This is a genomic window from Blastococcus sp. CT_GayMR20 (assembly GCF_004570345.1).
The window spans coordinates 1-18,386 of record NZ_SPQM01000101.1 but is presented as its reverse complement, the minus strand read 5'-3'; the positions used below and the strand labels follow the sequence as shown (position 1 = coordinate 18,386).

The 18,386-nt window shown below is 73.5% G+C and carries 21 protein-coding genes; 8 read left to right on the top strand and 13 right to left on the bottom strand.

Annotated features, from left to right (window positions below):
- Positions 1-465: malate:quinone oxidoreductase (locus E4P40_RS19580; protein WP_167762308.1), on the top strand; the 465-nt coding region annotated here is incomplete at its 5' end.
- Positions 466-477: 12 nt separating this feature from the next.
- Here the strand turns inward: E4P40_RS19580 and E4P40_RS19575 are convergent.
- On the bottom strand, positions 478-867 hold the full coding sequence (locus tag E4P40_RS19575; RefSeq protein ID WP_167762307.1) for a hypothetical protein: 390 nt from the start codon (positions 865-867) through the stop codon (positions 478-480).
- 230 nt (positions 868-1,097) lie between these two features.
- On the opposite strand from E4P40_RS19575, the gene E4P40_RS19570 reads away from it, so the two are divergent.
- Positions 1,098-1,904: a helix-turn-helix transcriptional regulator gene (locus tag E4P40_RS19570; RefSeq protein WP_135160173.1), complete on the top strand. Its 807-nt coding sequence runs from the start codon at positions 1,098-1,100 to the stop codon at positions 1,902-1,904.
- Between the two features lie 22 nt (positions 1,905-1,926).
- Here E4P40_RS19570 and E4P40_RS19565 read toward each other — a convergent pair whose 3' ends face one another.
- Positions 1,927-2,898 carry an NAD(P)-dependent alcohol dehydrogenase gene (locus E4P40_RS19565; RefSeq protein WP_135160172.1) on the bottom strand — a complete coding sequence of 324 codons (972 nt, stop codon included), beginning with the start codon at positions 2,896-2,898 and terminating at the stop codon, positions 1,927-1,929.
- Between the two features lie 105 nt (positions 2,899-3,003).
- Here E4P40_RS19565 and E4P40_RS19560 point away from each other — a divergent pair, with 105 nt between their 5' ends.
- Together E4P40_RS19560 and E4P40_RS19555 are read left to right on the top strand one after the other, a co-directional pair.
- Positions 3,004-3,708 carry a TetR/AcrR family transcriptional regulator C-terminal domain-containing protein gene (locus E4P40_RS19560; protein ID WP_245160447.1) on the top strand — a complete coding sequence of 235 codons (705 nt, stop codon included), beginning with the start codon at positions 3,004-3,006 and terminating at the stop codon, positions 3,706-3,708.
- Complete coding sequence (locus E4P40_RS19555; RefSeq protein ID WP_135160171.1) at positions 3,705-4,187, top strand: hypothetical protein; 483 nt, start codon at positions 3,705-3,707, stop codon at positions 4,185-4,187. Before E4P40_RS19560 ends, E4P40_RS19555 begins: the two co-directional genes overlap by 4 nt.
- A 9-nt stretch (positions 4,188-4,196) precedes the next feature.
- Here E4P40_RS19555 and E4P40_RS19550 read toward each other — a convergent pair whose 3' ends face one another.
- The 4 genes from E4P40_RS19550 to E4P40_RS19535 all read right to left on the bottom strand — a co-directional run bounded on the left by E4P40_RS19550 (position 4,197) and on the right by E4P40_RS19535 (position 8,905).
- A complete protein-coding gene (locus E4P40_RS19550) occupies positions 4,197-5,171 on the bottom strand; it encodes a patatin-like phospholipase family protein (RefSeq protein WP_135160170.1) in 975 nt (324 codons plus the stop codon).
- A complete protein-coding gene (locus tag E4P40_RS19545) occupies positions 5,168-6,202 on the bottom strand; it encodes a cytochrome d ubiquinol oxidase subunit II (protein ID WP_135160169.1) in 1,035 nt (344 codons plus the stop codon). The genes E4P40_RS19550 and E4P40_RS19545 overlap by 4 nt, the downstream gene beginning before the upstream one ends.
- On the bottom strand, positions 6,199-7,584 hold the full coding sequence (locus E4P40_RS19540) for a cytochrome ubiquinol oxidase subunit I (RefSeq protein ID WP_135160168.1): 1,386 nt from the start codon (positions 7,582-7,584) through the stop codon (positions 6,199-6,201). The genes E4P40_RS19545 and E4P40_RS19540 overlap by 4 nt, the downstream gene beginning before the upstream one ends.
- Positions 7,585-7,699: 115 nt before the next feature.
- The gene (locus E4P40_RS19535; protein ID WP_209305422.1) at positions 7,700-8,905 is read right to left on the bottom strand and encodes a low temperature requirement protein A; all 1,206 of its coding nucleotides are present in this window, start codon (positions 8,903-8,905) and stop codon (positions 7,700-7,702) included.
- Positions 8,906-9,011: 106 nt separating this feature from the next.
- Between E4P40_RS19535 and E4P40_RS19530 the strand changes: the two genes are divergently transcribed.
- Entirely contained in the window at positions 9,012-9,740 is a 729-nt protein-coding gene (locus E4P40_RS19530; protein ID WP_167762306.1) for a GAF and ANTAR domain-containing protein, read from the top strand.
- A gap of 141 nt (positions 9,741-9,881) precedes the next feature.
- Here the strand turns inward: E4P40_RS19530 and E4P40_RS19525 are convergent, their stop codons facing one another.
- From E4P40_RS19525 to E4P40_RS19515, 3 genes are all read right to left on the bottom strand, one after another.
- Positions 9,882-10,610 (bottom strand): GAF and ANTAR domain-containing protein, encoded by a 729-nt coding sequence (locus tag E4P40_RS19525; RefSeq protein WP_245160446.1) that lies wholly within the window; start codon positions 10,608-10,610, stop codon positions 9,882-9,884.
- Between the two features lie 135 nt (positions 10,611-10,745).
- Positions 10,746-11,612: a protein phosphatase 2C domain-containing protein gene (locus E4P40_RS19520; RefSeq protein ID WP_135160166.1), complete on the bottom strand. Its 867-nt coding sequence runs from the start codon at positions 11,610-11,612 to the stop codon at positions 10,746-10,748.
- A 104-nt stretch (positions 11,613-11,716) separates the two neighbouring features.
- Positions 11,717-12,163: an NAD(P)H-dependent oxidoreductase gene (locus E4P40_RS19515; RefSeq protein ID WP_135160165.1), complete on the bottom strand. Its 447-nt coding sequence runs from the start codon at positions 12,161-12,163 to the stop codon at positions 11,717-11,719.
- Between the two features lie 17 nt (positions 12,164-12,180).
- Between E4P40_RS19515 and E4P40_RS19510 the strand changes: the two genes are divergently transcribed.
- Positions 12,181-13,407 (top strand): MFS transporter, encoded by a 1,227-nt coding sequence (locus E4P40_RS19510; protein ID WP_135160164.1) that lies wholly within the window; start codon positions 12,181-12,183, stop codon positions 13,405-13,407.
- A 1-nt stretch (position 13,408) separates the two neighbouring features.
- Here the strand turns inward: E4P40_RS19510 and mug are convergent, their stop codons facing one another.
- The 4 genes from mug to ribA form a co-directional block, all read right to left on the bottom strand.
- A complete protein-coding gene (gene mug / locus E4P40_RS19505; RefSeq protein WP_135160163.1) occupies positions 13,409-13,912 on the bottom strand; it encodes a G/U mismatch-specific DNA glycosylase in 504 nt (167 codons plus the stop codon).
- A 242-nt stretch (positions 13,913-14,154) separates the two neighbouring features.
- Positions 14,155-14,556, bottom strand: coding sequence for a universal stress protein (locus tag E4P40_RS19500; RefSeq protein WP_135160162.1), 402 nt, complete (start codon positions 14,554-14,556; stop codon positions 14,155-14,157).
- A gap of 235 nt (positions 14,557-14,791) precedes the next feature.
- On the bottom strand, positions 14,792-15,436 hold the full coding sequence (locus tag E4P40_RS19495; protein WP_135160161.1) for an NAD(P)H-binding protein: 645 nt from the start codon (positions 15,434-15,436) through the stop codon (positions 14,792-14,794).
- 35 nt (positions 15,437-15,471) lie between these two features.
- Positions 15,472-16,158: a GTP cyclohydrolase II gene (gene ribA, locus E4P40_RS19490; protein WP_135160160.1), complete on the bottom strand. Its 687-nt coding sequence runs from the start codon at positions 16,156-16,158 to the stop codon at positions 15,472-15,474.
- A 95-nt stretch (positions 16,159-16,253) separates the two neighbouring features.
- On the opposite strand from ribA, the gene E4P40_RS19485 reads away from it, so the two are divergent.
- On the top strand, positions 16,254-16,763 hold the full coding sequence (locus E4P40_RS19485) for a MarR family transcriptional regulator (protein ID WP_135160159.1): 510 nt from the start codon (positions 16,254-16,256) through the stop codon (positions 16,761-16,763).
- Between the two features lie 255 nt (positions 16,764-17,018).
- The gene (locus E4P40_RS19480) at positions 17,019-18,335 is read left to right on the top strand and encodes a BtrH N-terminal domain-containing protein (RefSeq protein WP_167762305.1); all 1,317 of its coding nucleotides are present in this window, start codon (positions 17,019-17,021) and stop codon (positions 18,333-18,335) included.
- The last annotated feature ends 51 nt before the right edge of the window (positions 18,336-18,386 follow it).

Sequence of the window (18,386 nt, the reverse complement as noted above, 5' to 3'; positions counted from 1 at the left end):
CCGGACAACCTCGGCTCCATGCTGGGCGTCGCGCGCACCGAGCTGGCGCTGACCCGGTACCTGATCCGCGAGCTGATGCAGTCCGGGTCCGACCGGCACCAGACGCTCACCCACTTCGTGCCCGACGCCGTCGAGCACGACTGGGACATGGTCACCGCCGGCCAGCGGGTCCAGGTCATCAAGCGCGACCCGGCCACCGGCCGCGGCGTCCTCCAGTTCGGCACCGAGCTGGTCGTCGGCGGTGACGGCACGATCGCCGGTCTGCTGGGCGCCTCCCCGGGCGCCTCGACCGCCGTCTCGGCGATGCTCGGTCTGCTGGAGCAGTGCTTCCCCGACCGGATCCCCGCCTGGCGGCCGGCGCTGCAGGAGGCCATCCCCTCCTACGGCCACCGGCTCTCCGAGGAGCCGGGCCTGCTCGCCGACGTCCGCGCCGACACCATGCAGGTGCTCGAGCTCAACGGCTGAGCCGCCCCGCCGTCACCGGACCGGGATGCCGGCGGGAGCCGGTTCGGGCGATCGGGGCGCCGGTACCGGCCGGCTCCGAGCCGCAGCAGGCTCGGTGGACCGCGATCGGTGCGCCGACTGCCGGAAGGCGCTGGCGTACATGTCGGGCACCGCGAACATCGCCATGACCGGCTCTCCGAGGCCGGCGGGACCGACCAGTGCGGACAGTTCGGCCAGGTGCCGGTTCACCGCCGGCTCGTTCGCCCAGACCTCGGTCGTCAGGAGCACTCGCCCCTGCAGCCGCGCCGTGCGGGAGCAGCAGTCGGCGGGCAGGCCGCCGTCCGTCGACAGCGCCGGCCTGATCTGTTCGTACTGCTGGGGGCTGACGTCGTCCCAGCGCAGGTGCAGCGTGATCAGCGACATGGTCTCCCCCTCGCGGCCTCGGGCCGGCACCCCGCACGCTAGGCACCGGCCGTGGTCGGCGTCTCTACGCACAAGTGCGTAGTGGGTACGGCACCAGCATGGCGCGGGCCGCCCCGTTGCTTCGCCTCCCGCGCGTCTGGGATGGTCGTGCCACCTCAACAACCCATCACGCTCGCCGGGTGTGGTCGACAGCGCCCGGGGATGCCGGCGCCCTTCGTCGGAGGCTCGGGATGAGAACTCCCCTCCGCGAGATCTCGGACTTCGCAGCGAACGTCCTCGACGGGATGGACGGGCCCGGCTTCCCGGCGGCGCCGGTGTTCGCGATCCTGTGTGCGCACCTCGACAGTCCCGGCGCCGTGTGGCAACGGACGACGTGGCGGACCGGGGAGACCGACATCCGCGCGCACGGGTACGGCCCGGCCGAGGTCCCGCTGCTGGTCGACGCCACGCGACGCATGCGCTTCCAGCACCCGCTGATGGTCGCCAACGCGGCGGGAGACCTGACACCCGCCAGCGCCCAGCAGGCCGCTGGTGGCGGGGCGGCCTGGCGGAACTCACCGGCGCGGTGCTTCCTCAAGGACCTCCGCGGCTGGGACCAGATGGCGACCCTTCCCCTGCGCGGTGGACCGACGGAGGTGTGCGCGCTCGCGTTCGGCCGCGCCCGCCGCGACTTCGCCGACGACGAGCTCGACCTGCTCGCGGCCCTCCAGCCGTTCCTCCTGGCCATCGACCGGCACGCCGGCCTGATGGCCCGCTGGCGGCAGGAGACAGGGACCAGGCGCGACGAAGCGTCGAACAGTGCGGCTGACGCCCACCTGACCGGCCGGGAGCTGAGCGTCCTGCTCCTGCTGGGCGAAGGGCTGAAGGCCGCTGCCATGGCCCGGAGACTGGGCTGCTCACCGCGGACGATCTCGAAGCACGTCGGCAACGTCTACCGGAAGCTGCAGGTGAGCGACCGGTTGAGCGCCGTCCTCGAGGCTCAGCGACGCAGCATCCTGCCAGGCCCCTCCCTCGTCCACGACGACGGACGCGGCTGAACCACGGAGCGGCCGCCTCTGCTCAGATCGCGACGACGACCTTGCCGCGGGCCCGGCCCTCGCGCATCCATCGGACGGCCGCCGCGGCCTCGGCGAGCGGGAAGACCCGGTCGACGGCCGGGACGACGGTGCCTGCCTCGAGCAACCCCGTGAGGACGACCAGGTCGGCGGCGTTCTCCGAGTTGATGAACGTGCCGAGCTTCTGCCCGACGAACGGTGACAGCGCCACGGCGAGGAGCTGACGCCGGACGCCCAGCCAGCGCCCCCCGGTCTCGCCACCGACGATCACGAGGGTGCCCGTCGGGGTCAGGGCCCGGCGCAGCCGCCGCAGGGGCGTGTTCCCGCCGATGTCGAGGACGACGTCGTAGCGCTCCTCCCCGGCCAGGAAGTCGCCCGCCGAGTAGTCCAGGACCCGATCAGCACCGAGCGAGCGCACGAGGTCGACCTTCGACGTGCTGCTGACGCCGGTCACCTCGGCGCCGAAGGCCTTCGCGATCTGGACGGCGAACGAGCCCACGCCGCCGGATGCGCCGATGACCAGGACCGACTGGCCGGGGCGGACCCCGCCGTGGTCGCGCACCGCCTGCAGCGCTGTGGAGGCCGAGACCGGCGCGGCCGCGGCCTGCTCGAAGGAGAGGCCCGCCGGCTTCGGCGCGACCTTTCCTACCGGCGCCACGACGTACTCGGCGAAGGATCCGCGGCCGATGCCGTAGACCTCGTCGCCCGCCCGCAACGTCGTGACGTCCGGCGCGACCGCCTCGACGACGCCGGCGAACTCCGACCCGCGGACAGCGTTCTTGGGTGCGCGGACCCCGAAGCCGGCCAGCCGGATGGCGTACGGCTCGCCTGCCATGAGGTGCCACACCCCGCGGTCGACGCCCGCCGCCCGGACCCGCACGAGCACCTCGCCGGCCCCGATCTCCGGCCGCGGGAGCCGCCCCAGGCGGAGCACGTCCTCGGTCGGGCCGTACTCCTCCTGGACGATCGCCCGCATCGTCGCCTGCTGGGTGGCCGCGCCGGCCGTCCGGTGGTCATCGCTGCCTCCTCGGAGTGGCCTTACGTTGTAAGGCTTACATCGTAAGGTTTACTCTCGTCACTCATGGCCGTCAAGAGCCGGGGAGGCGGGGACCTGATGACGTCACCGGGTGCGGGACAGCGGGCCCGGCTCAGCCGGGAGCGCGTGGTCCGGGCAGCGGTCGCCCGAGCCGACGCCGGCGGCATCGAGTCCCTCAGCATGCGCAAGCTCGGCGAGGAGCTCGGCGTCGAGGCGATGTCCCTCTACACCCACGTGACCAGCAAGGACGACCTGCTCGACGGCATGACCGATGCGGTCTTCGCCGAGATCGAGCTACCGGCCGAGGGGACCGACTGGCGTCCGGCCATGCGCGACCGGGCGATCTCGACGCGCTCGGTGCTGGCCCGGCATCCCTGGGCGACCCGGCTGATGCAGTCGCGCACCCACCCGGGCCCGGCCACGCTGCGGCACCACGACACCGTGATCGGGACCCTCCGACAGGCCGGCTTCTCCATCGAGCTCACCGCGCACGCGTTCTCGGCCCTGGACAGCTACATCTACGGCTTCGCCCTGCAGCAGACGAGCCTGCCGTTCGAGACGGGCGAGGAGACGGCGGCGCTCGCGGGGGCGATCATGGCGCCCTTCGAGGCCGGCCAGTACCCGCATCTGACGGAACTCACGATCGAGCACGTCCTGCAGCCCGGCTACGACTACGGCCACGAGTTCGAGTTCGGCCTGAACCTGCTGCTCGACGGCCTGGAGCGGGCGCTCGCGGTGGCCGGTCCGTGACGCTGCACCGCTGGGCCGCGGTCCTTCCGCCGGACGAGCTCGGCGTCGTCGTCCACGGACCGGTGCTGCTGGGCCGCTCCCCCGGCATCGCCGCGGGCCTTCGCTGTGTCTTCGCCCATCCGGGCGGCCTGCGGCTGCCGTTCGTCCTGCGCGCGTCGGGCGTGCAGGCCGAGGCGGCCGGCCGGCGCACCTTCTCCCGCCCACGCGACGAGGCAGGCGTCGACGGTCCGTGGTCGGGGGTGACGCTGCACGTCGAGGTCGACGGCGTCACCGGCATCGCGGACGCCGCGCACCAGGAGTCGTCGGGTTCCGCGGACGTCTTCGCCCTCGAGAGCACGTACTGGATCGACCGGCTCCCCGGGGACGGCCGGCTCCGGCTGACCGTCGCGTGGCCGCAGGCCGGCTTGGCGGAGACCACCACCGAGCTGGAGCTCGACGACCTGGGCGGCCTCGACGGCCGCGTCGTCCCGCTGCCCTGAGCCGACCGGCTACGCCGCGCCGGCGGCCTGCTCGAGGAGCCGGGCGACGTCCCGCTCGGCGGCGCGGGCGCCGGCACCGAGGAAGGACTGCTGCAGGACCTCGCTGATCCGCGCCCGCGACATCATGTCGCCGCTCATCACCTCCAGCTCCGCTGCGCCGGGCTCGAAGACGACCGTCGTGATCCCTGCCCTATCCAGCGCCGCGACCTCCCGCTTCAGCAGCCGGGAGGCGTGCCGGCGGCTGGCCGCGTAGAAGTCCGGGCGCCACCCGGCCGCCCCGCTCATGGGCGAGACGACGACGACGAGGTCCAGACCCGTTCCGCGCAGGAGCGCCGCGTTCGTCGGCGAGTGCACCCCGCCGTCGATGTAACTGCGCCCACCGATGACCACCGGCGCGAAGTAACCGGGAACGGCGCAGGACGCGGCGACCGCCCGGTGGATCGGCGCGCGCGGCGACTGCGGCCGGCCGAAGACCACCCGGCGTCCGTCGCGCCGACGAACGGCGCAGACCCACAGGGCCGGAGAGGGCCACTCCGGCTCCTCGATCTCCCGGAGGGCGGCCAGCTGCTCGACGATGTCATGCCGCCCGGGTGCCAGCAGCGTCATCCCGGCGGCCAGGGGTCGGAAGCTCCAGGGCCGGGTCAGGGCCCGCCGCACCATGTGCACCCCGGGGAGCCGCATCGGCCGGCTCAGCATCTGCAGCGGCCGCAGGGGTGCCAGGTCGGGCACCGGGGTCTCGGCGATGTGCCGGAGCAGGTCTCCGTCGTCCGAGAGAGGGGCCTTGACCGTCCAGGCGGCCAGGTCCTCGGCCGAGACACCCAGGCGCAGCAGCGTGCCGGTGATGGATCCGGCCGACGTCCCGACGATGATGTCGGCCTTCCGGGCGTCGAACCCGAAGTCGTGCTCGAGGACCGCCAGGACGCCGGCGTGGTACGCCTGCCCGACGACACCTCCGCCGCCCAGCACCAGGCCGATGCGGGTCATCGTGCGACCCTCCTTCCGGAGACGGTGGGCGCGGGCGGTCTCGGCCCGCGCTGGAAGAGGACGTACAGGTAGACCAGGGCCGGAAGCAGGATCACCGAGCCGCCGACCAGGGCGACGACCAGGGCGGTCAGGGTCGCCCGGCCGCCCGCGGCCTCCTCGATCGTCAGCTCGGGCAGCAGGAGGTAGGGGTACTGCCCGACCGCCCAGCCCAGCAGGATCGCTGCGACGGCGAGCGCCGACGCCACTCGCGCCAGCGCGTACTGCCGTCGTCCGAGGAGGACGGTCGCGGCCAGACCCGCCAGGACGGAGAGGCCCACCACCGGGGCGGCCCGGCCGGTGAGGCGGTCGAAGAGCTCGGGTGCGTCGGCACGGAGGACGAACAGCCCGCCCACCCCGACGAGCCCGGTCACCGCCGCGGTACCGAGCGCCCGCATCCGGAACTGCGCAGCGAGGTCGTCGGCGCCCTCCCGCCGGGCGTCGGCGCACAGGAAGACGGCCGCGAGGTAGGCGCAGACGAGGACCGCGAGCACACCGCCGAGGACCGACGTCGGATTGATCCAGCTCGCGAGGACGTCTCCCGCCGCGATGCCTGGTGGCACGCGCCCGGACGCCACGCCACCGACGACGGCCCCCAGGAAGTAGGGCGTGACCAGCGAGGACAGGGCGAACGACGCCCCCAGGAAGCGGCGCATGCCGAGCGTCGTGGTGCTCTTGCGGAAGGCGAAGGCCGCGCCGCGAGCGATCATCCCGAACGCGGCCAGCGTCAGCGGGATGTACAAGGTCGTGACGACGGCGGCGAACGCGCCGGGGAATGCCGTCCAGAGGATGACGAGGACGAAGATCAGCCAGACGTGGTTCGCCTCCCACACCGGGGCGATCGAGCGCTCGATGAGGGCGCGCTGCGGAGCACCGTGGCGCGTGCCACCGGCGAGCAGGTCCCAGATGCCGGCCCCGAAGTCGGCCCCGCCGAAGAGTCCATAGGCGATCAGCCCGACGAACATGATGCTGAGCACCACTTCGGGCAGCGTCATCGCACGGCCACCTCGCCGGCGGTCGCCTCCGGGGGAGGTGCGTCCACCTCCTGCGGTGCGGGCGTGTCGCCGCTGCGGGCCAGCCGCCGGAGCACGACGACGGTCAGCACCGTCAGGAGCAGGTAGATCACGACCACCGCGTAGAAGCCGAGGTAGAGCCCGGGCGCGGGGCTGACCGCGTCCTCGGTGCGGAGGATGCCGTACACGATCCACGGCTGGCGCCCGACCTCGGTGACGATCCAACCGGCCTCCATGGCGACGGCGGCCGCGACCCCGGAGACCGCCACCGCCCGCAGGAACCACGGGCTGCCCGGGATGCGCCGGTGCCGCCACCAGACCCAGGCGAGCACGGCGACCAGCAGCAGCAGCGCGAATCCGATGCCCACCATGACGTCGAAGGCGAGGTGCACGACGTTGACCGGTGGTCGTTCGTCGGCGGGGACCTCCTCCAGGCCGAGCACGACGCCGTCCGGATCGTGGTGGATCAGGAGCGAGAGCCCATTGGGAATCTCGAGCGCGTAGTGCATCCGGTCGTCGTAGTAGAGGCCTCCCAGGGAGAGCGGCGCGCCGGCCTGGGTCTCGTACTGCCCTTCCATCGCGGCCAGCTTCGCCGGCTGGTTGTCCGCCACGACGTTGGCGAGCCAGTCCCCGACGCCGATCTGCACCGGCGTGACCACCGCGGCGAAGGTGAGCGGGATCAGCAGACCGAGGCGGTGCCGGCGGTCCCGCCGTCCCTTCAGCATGCCGACGGCGTACACCGACGCGATCGCGAACCCGGTCACCATGTAGGCGGCGAGCAGCATGTGCGTCACCTGCGGCCAGGTCGACGGCCCGAACATGGCAGCCCACGGCTCGGGGTCGACGACCCGCCCGTCGTCGTCGAGCCGGAAACCGGTGGGGTTGTTCATCCACGCGTTCGCCGCGACGACGAAGAAGGCGCCCGCCATGCCCGAGACGACCATCGGCAGGGCGCTCAGCATGTGCGCCCGCGGGGACAGCCGGTCCCAGCCGAAGAGGTAGACGCCGACGAAGATCGCCTCGATGAAGAAGGCAAAGCCCTCCAGGACGAACGGGAACCCGAAGACCTCCCCGAAGCGGTCCATCAGCCCCGGCCACAGGATGCCCATCTCGAAGGACAGCAGAGTGCCCGACACCGCACCCGCCGCGAACAGCACGCCCATGGCCCTGGCCCACGTCCGGGCGAGCGCGGTGAGTTCCGCGTCCCCGCGGCGGTGGCCGCGCCACTCCGTGACGACGGTGATCAACGGGAAGGCGATCCCGAAGCAGGCGAAGACGATGTGCCAGCCCAGGGACAACGCCATCTGCATGCGCGCCGGGTAGAGGTTCTGCGCGGCGTCGGCCAGCACGTCGAGCGCGTTCATGGAGTCCTGATCACCAGCCAGTCCGGCGTGGTCCGGCGCGTGGCGGCGCTCTCCACCGGTCCGGACGACCAGCCCTTGCCCGGCGCCGGACGGCGGGAAACGGCGCTGTGACCGATCAGACGGGATCGACCACCAGGTCGCCGGTGTGCCGTTGCACCAGCCCGGCGAGGACGACGGCGACCAGCAGCAGCGCCAGGGCCCCGACCACGACCACGGCGGGCAGCTCGAGGGTGCTGTCGAGCAGTGCCAGGACCGCGGCGGCGAGCGGCCACCACCAGTTGTCGCGCGCGCGCCGGGACATGCCCGAGTCGGTCACCGCCATCGAGACCAGGTAGAGGGCCACGCCACCGGCGAGCAGCAGCCGGGTCCCGGTCGGCACCTCGCCCGCGCCGCTCTCGACGACGGCCAGCTCGATCCCCGCGCCGACCGACGCGAGGGCGAGCGTGAGCGGGAGCTGCCCGAACACGTACACGTCGTGCACGTGGCTGCTGTGCTCCCCGCCGACCTCGTTGAGCAGCCGCTTGGCGCGGGCACCCGCGAGGTCGAAGTAGCTCCACCACAGCGCGGCCGCGAGGACGAAGGCGAGCAGCGCCACGGGAACCGCCGACGGCGCCCACGTCGCGTCGTAGAGACCGTGGGCCACGCCGGCCACCGACTCGCCCAGCACCAGGATGACGAAGAGCGCGAAGCGCTCGGGCAGGTGCTCCACGTGCAGGGGGACGTCGGAGGAGGACCGGCTCGCCACCAGGGGGACGAGCGCCTCCACCAGGACCGCCGCCGCCCACAGCCCGAACCCGACCGGCCGCGGTACCACCAGCGACACCGCCCACAGCAGCGCCCCGACCGCCGCGCCGATCAGGTAGAGCCGGGCGATCGGGCGCGCCGAGGGGATGTGCCGGTACGCGCGCCGGTACTGCAGCAGGAGGGTCAGCCGCAGCAGGAGCTGGCAGGCGACGAAGATGCCGAACCGCTCCCCCGTCGCCTCGGTGGCCGCCGCCGCGAGGCCCAGGACGGCGGCCATACTGGCCAGCTTGTAGAGCCGGTAGACGACGTCGTCGTGGTCGAACCGGTTGGCGTAAAGCGTGGAGCTCACCCACGACCACCAGACGATCGTGAACAGCCCGGCGAAGGTCGCGGCGCTGCCCGGGGAGACGTCCTCCCGGAGCGCGATCGCCAGCTCGGCCACGACGAGGACGAAAGCCAGGTCGAAGAAGAGCTCCAGGCGGGACGCCGAGCGCTCCTCGTCGGTCTGCAGGTCCGGTGCCCGCACGGCGCTGCGCACCGCGGTCACCAGTCGTCGTGGAAAGGCCTCGTCCGCCACCGCTCCCCCTCGGCCGGACGCCGCCGGCTACCCCGGCGGGCCTACCCCGGCCGCACCGGACTCGCACCTGGCGGCGGTGGCCTCGCGAAGGCCTATGTTGCAGGGCATGACCAGCGGTCAGGGGACGGCGAGTGCCACCCAGCACCTCGGCGACGTGATGAGCCGGGTCGCACGGGAGCTGCAGGAGCAGCACGGGGACGTCGAAGGCACCCTGCGCGCGATCGCTGCCGGGGCGGTGCACACGGTGCCGGGCGCCGACGAGTGCGGGATCAGCTACGTCGTGGCGCGCGCCCGGGTGGAGTCGCGGGCCTGGACGAGCGAGCTCCCCCGGTCGGTCGACCTCCTGCAGAGCCGGATCGCGGAGGGGCCGTGCCTCGATGCGGTCTGGGACCAGGAGATCGTGCGGGTCGACGACGTCCGCGGCGACGACCGGTGGCCGGACTTCACGACCCGCGCAGCGGACCTGGGCGTGGGCAGCATGTTGTGCTTCCAGCTCTTCGTGGAAGGCGACCGGCTGGGGGCACTCAATCTGTACGCCGGGTCGGCGGACGCCTTCGACTCGGAGAGCCAGGACATCGGCCTCGTGTTCGCCAGCCACGCGGCGGTGGCGCTCGCCGGCGCCGAGCACGAGCACAACCTCCGGGCCGCGATGACCAACCGGGACCACATCGGCCAGGCCAAGGGCATCCTGATGGAGCGGTACAAGCTGACCGCCGATCAGGCCTTCGGCGTCCTGGCCCGGGTCTCCCAGGAGCTGAACCGCAAGCTCGGTGACGTCGCCCGGGAGCTCTCCGACACCGGCGCCGTCCCCGTCGCCCCGCGCAGGCGCGTTTAGCGGGACAGCGCACGGGCAGGACAGGTCCACGGCCTCCCTGGTGCCCGGGAGTCAGATGGCCCAGGCCCGGCGCTCGAACGAAACGGACGCCGGGCCGCCTCCGGTCGTCGCCGCTCCCCGGGCCCACGGGGGCCGGCCACGTCAGACCGGTCGGTCGGCGACGCCGTCGACGATCGCGGCGGCGATGTCCCGGAGCTTCCGGTTCGACCGCTGCGAGGCGGCGGCGAGGATGTTGAAGGCCTCCGCGGCGTCGCAGCGTCGCTGCGCCATGAGGATGCCCTTCGCCTGCTCGATCACCGCGCGCGACGCCATGGCCCTGTCCAGGTGCTCCGCGAGCTGCCGGGTGCTCTCGTACAGGTACATGTTGGCGGCCGCGGCGGCCGCGTAGGAGGCGAACTCCCGGGCGACGGCCTTGGCATCGTCCCCGAAGGCGTGCGCCTCCACCCCGTAGAGGTTCAGGGCCGCATGGACGCTGTCCTGCACCGGCACGGGCACGGAGAGGGAGCTCAGCGACCCGCGCTCGACGGCGTACCGGGCGTAGCCGGGCCAGCGCGTCTCCTCGCGCGCGTCGGTGATCTCGCGGATCTCGCGGCCGACCGCCGCCTCGAGGCAGGGACCGTGACCACGGCCGTACTGCGACTCGTCCATGTCGACGGCCAGCTGTCCGGTGGCGGCCGGGGTGGTGGCCCGGTCACTGACGACCAGGCTCACCGACGCCTCTGCGGTGCCCGGGATCGTAGTCTTCGCCAACTCTGCGATGCGGTGGAGGACGGAGTCCATGGACTCCGAGCCCAACGAGATGCGACCGAGAGCGGCGAAGGCGTCCCGCGCGTCGATCCGGTCGGTGGAGGTCGTCTGGTCTGCGCTCACGTCGCTGCCCGTCCATTGGGCCGTGGGAGCGCCGGGGGGGTGGGGGGACAACCACGGGAGGAGGCGTGACTGCCTCCGTGACCGCGGGCCGCTTCCTGACACGCAGTGGCCGCTCTGGTGCGGCCGGATCCGACTCTACGCCATCCTCCCTGCTGGGGGCAGTGCGCCGACGACCGCCGGAGGGGCCGGGGAACCGCAGCCGCCGATGACGACGTCTGCGACGACTGCCGTCACGTTGTCCCTCGTTCCCGCGCCGAGCGCGGATCTCAGCAGACGGGTGACGGCATCCGCCGGATGCTTCTCCGCCGCGAGGACGCGCAGGATCTCCTCCGCCGGCACGACACCCGAGAGGCCGTCCGAACACACCAGCAGCCGATCCCCCGGCTCGACGGCGTGGGTCGAGACGTCGGCCTGCGCTGGATCCCCCGGCGACCCGTGCAGTGCCCGGAGGACCACCGAACGCAGCGGATGGGTGCGCGCCTGCACCTCCGAGATGGCCCCGGCGTCCACCAGACCCTGCACGAAGGTGTGGTCGCGGGTGAGCCGGCAGATCGACCCGGCACGGACGAGGTAGGCACGCGCATCACCGACGTGGGCCACGACGAGCCGGGCGTCGCCGGTGAGGGCGACGGCCGTGAGCGTCGTCGCCATGCCGGCCAGCTCCGCCCGCGCGGCGACGACGGCACCGATGCCGCTGATCGCGGCGACGACGGCGCCGCGCATCCCGGGCTCGTCCCCAGGGGTGTCCGGCAGCTGCCGCAGCCGGTCGATCGCGACCGACGCCGCGACCGCACCACCGACGTTGCCTCCTACGCCGTCGGCGACCGCGAGCACGCGGTCACCGGCGAGAGCGGCGTCCTGGTTGTCCGGCCGTGGTCCGGGGATCGACCCGGCGGCGGACTCGAGGACCGACGCCACCGTCGCAGGGCGCGGACGCGGCGCGACCGGCGGAACGAGCGCGCGGCCGGCCGGACGCCGGTGCAGGAGACCGAGGGCTGTCATGGATCAAGGCTGGCGCGGCTCCCTGGGCGTTGCCTGGATGCGGGCCGGGTTTTCACCCGGTGCTCGGACCGCCGGGCTCAGCGGGCCGGCGCAGGGCGATGCCGTCAGCTCTCGAGGCTGATCGCGACCGTCGCCGCCAGCTCGCGGACGGCCTCCAGGTCGTCCTTCCCCGGCGCGCCGATCAGGCTGAGCGGCGCGGCCACCTGCTTCCAGCGCAGCGCGCCGGTGATCTTCTGGATGCCGTTCAGCGCACCCGCGGTGTCGTCGTTGCCGTGCACGTAGACGCCGAACGGCAGGCCGACGGTGGCGTCCAGGCACGGGTAGTAGACGGTGTCGAAGAAGTGCTTGAGCGCGCCGGACATGTACCCGATGTTGGCCGGCGTCCCGAGCAGCACCCCGTCGGCGGCGAGCAGGTCCACCGCGCCGGCGGACAGCGCGGGCCGGACGTCGAGCTCGACGTCGTCGACGAGCGCGGCCCCCTCGCGGACCGCCTCCAGCACCGCCTGCATGGCGGGCGAGGGCGTGTGGTGGACCACGAGCAGACGAGGCACTCAGGCATCATCTCCCGGTGACCGCCCCCGACTCCGCTCCCCCGGTCGCTCCCTTCTCGGAACAGCGGCTGCGCCGGGCCCGGGTGGGTGTCGCGGTCTGCTTCTTCCTGAATGCGGTCTTCTACGCCAACGTCGTGCCGCGGCTGCCGGAGATCAAGGCGGACCTCGGTCTCAGCAACTCCTCGCTGGGCGCCGCGCTGGCGGCCGTCCCCCTGGGTGCGCTGCTGGCCGCGCTCTCCTCTGCCGTGCTGATCCGCCGGTTCGGCTCCGCACGCGTGGCCAGCAGGGGGCTCGTGCTGCTCGGGCTGGTCGTGTGGCTGGTGTCCGTCGCGCCCAACTGGGGCGTGCTGGCCGCGGCCTTCCTGCTGGCCGGTGCGCTCGACGCGATCATCGACGTGGCCCAGAACGCCCACGGCCTGCGCGTGCAGCGGCTGTACGGCCGGTCGATCCTCAACGGCTTCCACGGCATCTGGAGCATCGGCGCGGTCAGCGGCGGACTGCTCGGATCCGCCGCGGCCGGTCTGGACGTCCCACTCCCCGTCCACCTCGGCGTCTCCGCGGCGGTCTTCGGCGTCGTGGCGCTGCTCGCGTTCCGCACGCTGCTCCCGGGACAGGACGACGACGAGCGCGACGCCGACCCCGTGGCCGGGAACGGGGTGGCTACCGCCACGACCTCTGGACTGCGGAGCGCCGTCCTCGCACTGGCCGCGCTCGGCGTGCTCGCGACCTGCGGCGCCTTCGTCGAGGACGCGGGTGCCTCGTGGAGCGCCCTGTACCTCCGCACCGAGGTCGGAGCCGGAGCCGCGGCAGCCGGGCTCGGCTTCGTCGCGCTGCAGGGTGCGATGACCGTCGGCCGGCTCACCGGCGACCGGATCGTCGACCGATTCGGCCAGCGACTGGTGGCGCAGGTCGGCGGCGTGCTGATCGCGGCCGGCATGGGCATGGCGCTGGCGTGGCCGTCCGTCGGCACCACGCTGGCCGGTTTCGCGCTGGCCGGGCTCGGCGTGGCGACGCTGGTGCCCGCCGTGTACCACGCCGCCGACGAGCTGCCGGGGCTCCGCCGCGGCACCGGGCTCGCGGTCATCAACTGGCTGCTGCGGATCGGGTTCCTGCTGTCCCCGCTGCTCATCGGCGTCCTCGCGGACGCGACCAGCCTGCGGGTCGCGCTGCTCGCCGTCGTGGTCGCAGGGATCGGTGTCGTGCTGTTCGGCCGGGTGCTGCGCCCGACCATCGCCACGGCCTGACCTAGCAGGGACGGAGCTGCGCGTACGCCCGCGCCAGATCCGGCAGCTGGGCGTGGGCGTTCAGCCCGCTGGGGTTCGGCACCGCCCAGGTGATCGCTCCCCCGATCCGCTCGGGTTGCAGGCCCGTGACCGCCCGCGGGCGGTCGAACGCGACCCGCCAGGCGGTGATGCCCAGCACTGCGAGCACCCGCGGGCGGTTTTCGGCGACCAGCCCTTCGAGCGCCGCCGCACCGGCCCGGAGCTCGGCCGGCGTCAGCTCGGCTGCGGCGCGCGTGGGCCGGTCCACCACGTTGGTCACGCCGAGGCCGTAGCCGAGCAGTTCGGCGTCCTCGTCCGGGGACATCCGCCGCGGGGTGAGGCCTGCCAGGTGGATCGCCGGCCAGAACCGGTTCCCGGGTCGGGCGAAGTGATGCCCGCGGGCGGCAGACATGAGCGACGGGTTGATGCCGCAGAACAGGACGTCGAGGTCGGGCGCGATGACGTCCCGCAGCGGCTTCTCCGGCACGTGCCCCAGCTTCCCCGGTCGACGGCCACGCGGAGTTTCCGCGGGGCCGTCGCCCTCTCAGTGAGCCGACTGCGGCGTTGCCGGCTTCGGCCTGCCGCCGGTGGCGCCCGCACTCCGAGGCCGCGGATCCGGCAGCGCCTGTCGTGGGCGGACAGGGGCCTGAGCATCGCAGCGAGGAGCGGAGCGCAGTGACCCGCGCAGGACGTCCCTCGGGGCGCCGTCGTGACCGACGCGCCCGGGCGCTACGTGGCCTTGACCGCCAGCACCGGGCAGTCGGCCCGGAGCAGGATGTCCTGCGCGTTGCTCCCCATCAGGAGTTTGCCGACCGGGGAGCGCCGGCGCAGGCCGATGACGATCAGCGCGGCATCCTCCTTCTCGGCCACCTCGATGACGTCCTCGGCCGGCTCGTTGCCCCGGACGAAGTCGCGGACAGTCACCTCGAGGCCCTCGCTGCCCAGCCGACGCTCGAGCTCCGCGAGCGCGTCGCGGGTCTCCACGACGGTGGCCGCGTGCTCGGCGCCGCCGCGCGAGGAGTGCACGACGACCAGGCGGCCCTGCCGCCGCCGGGTCTCCTCCACCGCCGCCTCGACGGCTGCCTGCCCCTCGGGACTACGGATCCAGCCGACCACCACGCTGTTGCTCATGCCTCCAGCTTGCCATCCATGCCCATGAATCCGGAAACCCGGACCCACACAAGGAGGGTCCCCAGATGTTCGAGTACTTCCCGGGCATCCACGTCTGGAAGCCGGTCGTCGTCGCGACGCTCAACAGCGGCGGGCTGATCGACGAGGTCGACGCAGCTTCGCCGACCCCGACGATCACGTCCGGCACGTCATGTGGATGGACCAGTTGCACGTCGTCAACTGACCGGCACCCACCTCAGTGCGCGACGTGGAACCGCCGGCGGCGGTGCCGCGGCTGCTCGATCTCGTCGACGACGGCCACGGCGAGGTCGGCGCCGGAGATCGTCGACACCCCATCCGCGTCGGTGAGCAGGACGTCGTCGCTGAGCCGGTACGCCCCGGTCACCGGCGCGTCCACCCACGCCCCGAAGGCCGCGGCCGGGCTCACGTAGAACCAGTCGAGGGTCCCCGGTGCCTTGTGGAGGGTGTCCAGCACGTCGAGGCCCGTCTGCACCTCCGGAAGGATCTCGGGGGCGGTCTCGGCGACGTCGAACAGCCGCTGGCCGCCCTCGGAGACCAGCACCGAGGACGCGCCGCCGAGGACGCCCAGCCGGACACCGGCCCCGTCGGCGAGCCGGATCAGGTCGTCGACGAGGCCCTCGACCTTCCCCTGCATGTCGCCGCGCGGGGAGAGGGCCTCGAACACGACGTCGGCGTCCCCGACGCTCCGCGCCAGGATGTCCGGGTCGAGCAGCGAGCCGGTCACGTAGGTGACCCCGTCCACCGGCTCTGCGGGGGGACGGCGGCTGTACGAGGTGACGGTGTGCCCGCGGCGGGCGGCCTCGCGGACGACGGCCTCCCCGCCGTAGCCGGTGCCGCCGAGAACGGTGATGCGCGCCATGAGATGAGCTCCTTGCTGTCGGGGTGGCGCCGGGGTCAGCCGGCGACCGGGAGGTCGAGGAGGTGCGCGGTGTGGTCGCGCTTGGTCTCGAGGTAGTGGGCGTTGGCCGCCGACAGATGCACGCCGGTGCGCACCTGCTCCGTGACGGTGACCCCGAGGACGTCGAGCTGCGCGGCCTTGTCGGGGTTGTTGGAGAGCAGCCGGATCCGCTCGGCCCCGACGGCCGTGAGCATCTGGGCGGCGGCCGTGTAGTCGCGCTCGTCCTCGCCGCGGCCCAGGGCGAGGTTGGCCTCGTAGGTGTCCAGGCCGGCGTCCTGCAGCGCGTAGGCGTCGAGCTTGGCGTAGAGGCCGATGCCGCGGCCCTCCTGGCGCAGGTACAGCAGGAAGCCGCCGGCGTCGGTGATCCGCTCGGCCGCCTCGCGCAGCTGCGGTCCGCAGTCGCACCGCTCGGAGCCGAACACGTCACCGGTGAGGCACTCGCTGTGCGGTCGCACCAACGGCGCGGCTCCTCCCCCGGCGGAACGCTCGAGCGCACGTCGCCAGTCGCCGAGGCCGAGGAGCAGGTGCTCCTTTCCGTCGGCCAGGCCGGTGAAGGTGAAGACGTCGGCCGTCGTCGCATAGCCGTCGGGGAACCGCAGCGGGACGGTCACCCGGGTCCGCACCGACGGGGCGACCGGCGCCGCGCCCGGTGGGGCATGGACCGGCAGGGCGAGCAACGTCATGGCCGCGCCTCCAATTGCTTGTCGCTTCAACTTTTCGAGGTGACCGTAACCGTCATTGGTTGTCGCGTCAACCATCCACGTGCGACCATGGCCGTGTGGGCGCGCGATGGTTGGACGACGACGAGCTGACGGCGTGGGTACGCCTGGTCGGCGTGGTGGAGCTGCTCCCCGGTGTTCTCGACTCGCAGTTGCGCCGGGACGCCGGGCTGAGCCACTTCGAGTACTTCGTCCTCGCCATGCTGTCGGAGTCACCGCACCGGACGCTGCGCATGACGGCTCTCGCGACCCGGACCAACGCCACGCTCCCCCGCCTCTCGCACGTCGTGCGCCGGCTGGAGGACCGTGGCCTCCTCGAACGCTCGACGTGCCCCGAGGACGCCCGCGCGACCAACGCCCGGCTGACCGAGGCGGGCTGGCGCACGCTGCAGGACACCGCGCCCGGCCACGTGGCCACCGTCCGGGAGCACGTGATCGATGCGCTCACGCCCGAGCAGGTCGGGCAGCTCAGCGAGATCGCGGGGGCGATCCTGCATCGGCTCGATCCGGAGGGCCGTCTCCGCCCGAGGATCGGCACGGTCGCCGATCGCCCGGCCGCCCGCAGCTAGAGCGGCTGCCCCTCCCCCCACTGCGCCGTGGAGACTCCCCCAGGAGGCGCCGCCGGTCTATCGTGAGCTCCGGCGCGCCTCACGCCCAACCCCAGACCGGTCCTCCACGCGGGCCGGCGACGCGGGGCAAAGGGGACTGCGAGAGCCTCGAGGTGCTGCACGGCCCGGACGTCCTCACCTCATCGGATGCCACGGCTGCGGCGGCGCACGGCGCGTGGAGCCGTCGCCGCGGGCGCAGCCGGGGAGAGTCCGACCATGACCACGGCCAAGCAGCTCAAGGCGCGCGTGCGCGCGCGGATGGCCCGGACCGGCGAGCGCTACGCCGTCGCCCGCGCCCACGTCGTCGGCGCCGCCGTCGACAGCGGTCCCGTCGTCGACGCCGGCTGGGCCCTGCGCGGTGGCACCGACCCGGACACCGCGGCGCTGGCGAACGTCCTCGCCCACCGCGGCGTCACCGGGCCCGATGGGCCGCTGACCGAGCCGCTGCTGTTCCTCGTCGGCGGCGGGCTCGGCGCCGGCTACATCCTCTGGGAGTTCGCCCACGACGACAGCCGCATCGTCACCCTCGGGTTCACCCACTCCTGGCAGTACTTCGACCGGCGGCTGGCCACGACGGTCGATCGGCTGGGCCTGGACGTCGCCTGGTCGCGAACAGGGGGCGCCGCGGGGGCGGCCGAGGCGCTGACCTCCACGCTGGCCGCCGGCGATCCGGCGATCGTCTGGCCGGACCGCTACCACCTCGGCTACTGGAACCTGCCGCCGTTCCTCGACGGACAGGGCGGTCATCCGGTCGTCGCCTACGCCGCCTCCGGGAGTCGGGTGCACGTCGACGACCGCACGCTGGCGCCGCTGACCGTGGCGGCCACGGACCTGGACCGGGCGCGGACCCGGGTGGGCAGCTACCGCAACACGATGCTCGTCGTCCGCACCACGGACGCCGCCGTGCCGGCCGATCGGGTGCGCGCCGCGGTGCGCGCCGGGCTGGAGGCCGGCGTGGACCACCTCGGCGGGACCTCGACCTCCTTCGCGCTGCCCGCCTGGCGCAAGTGGTCCCGGCTGCTCGTCGACCCCCGGGCCGCGAAGGGGTGGCCGACGGTGTTCGCCGACCGGCGCCAGCTCCTGCGGGCGCTGGCCAGCGTGTGGGAGGGCGTCGAGCCTGCCGGGATGGACGGCGGGCACCTGCGCGGGCTGTTCGCCGACGGGCTCGAGCAGGCCGCCGTCGTGCTCGACGAGCCCGGGCTGGCCGCCGAGGCGCCGCGGTGGCGCGAGATCGCCGACCGCTGGCACGCCCTGGCAGAGACGGCGCTGCCGGACGACGTCCCGGTGATCGCCCGGCTGCGGACCCTGACCGCCACGGTCACCGGAGCGGTCGCAGAGGGCGACGCTGGAGCGGCGGACCGGGCGGCGGCCGCCGACGAGCTGTGGCGGCTGCGGGGCGAGCACGCCGACGCGCCGCCGCTGGACGAGGAGCGCCTCGCGGCGGTGCTGGCCGGCATGAGCGGGCACCTGGCCGCGCTCCACGACGCCGAGGCCGCGGCGGTGACCCGGCTCGGCGCTGCCCTGGGCAGGTGACGGCGCGGGGCTAGTCGCGTTCGGGGTGGAACCGGACGGCGACGATCGCCA

Bases quoted from the DNA above. Each gene is read 5' to 3' on its own strand.
- E4P40_RS19575 (WP_167762307.1), bottom strand. From the start codon at position 867: ATGTCGCTGATCACGCTGCACCTGCGCTGGGACGACGTCAGCCCCCAG.
- E4P40_RS19570 (WP_135160173.1), top strand. From the start codon at position 1,098: ATGAGAACTCCCCTCCGCGAGATCTCGGACTTCGCAGCGAACGTCCTC.
- E4P40_RS19565 (WP_135160172.1), bottom strand. From the start codon at position 2,898: ATGCGGGCGATCGTCCAGGAGGAGTACGGCCCGACCGAGGACGTGCTC.
- E4P40_RS19560 (WP_245160447.1), top strand. From the start codon at position 3,004: ATGGCCGTCAAGAGCCGGGGAGGCGGGGACCTGATGACGTCACCGGGT.
- E4P40_RS19550 (WP_135160170.1), bottom strand. From the start codon at position 5,171: ATGACCCGCATCGGCCTGGTGCTGGGCGGCGGAGGTGTCGTCGGGCAG.
- E4P40_RS19545 (WP_135160169.1), bottom strand. From the start codon at position 6,202: ATGACGCTGCCCGAAGTGGTGCTCAGCATCATGTTCGTCGGGCTGATC.
- E4P40_RS19540 (WP_135160168.1), bottom strand. From the start codon at position 7,584: ATGAACGCGCTCGACGTGCTGGCCGACGCCGCGCAGAACCTCTACCCG.
- E4P40_RS19530 (WP_167762306.1), top strand. From the start codon at position 9,012: ATGACCAGCGGTCAGGGGACGGCGAGTGCCACCCAGCACCTCGGCGAC.
- E4P40_RS19520 (WP_135160166.1), bottom strand. From the start codon at position 11,612: ATGACAGCCCTCGGTCTCCTGCACCGGCGTCCGGCCGGCCGCGCGCTC.
- E4P40_RS19500 (WP_135160162.1), bottom strand. From the start codon at position 14,556: ATGAGCAACAGCGTGGTGGTCGGCTGGATCCGTAGTCCCGAGGGGCAG.
- E4P40_RS19495 (WP_135160161.1), bottom strand. From the start codon at position 15,436: ATGGCGCGCATCACCGTTCTCGGCGGCACCGGCTACGGCGGGGAGGCC.
- ribA (WP_135160160.1), bottom strand. From the start codon at position 16,158: ATGACGTTGCTCGCCCTGCCGGTCCATGCCCCACCGGGCGCGGCGCCG.
- E4P40_RS19480 (WP_167762305.1), top strand. From the start codon at position 17,019: ATGACCACGGCCAAGCAGCTCAAGGCGCGCGTGCGCGCGCGGATGGCC.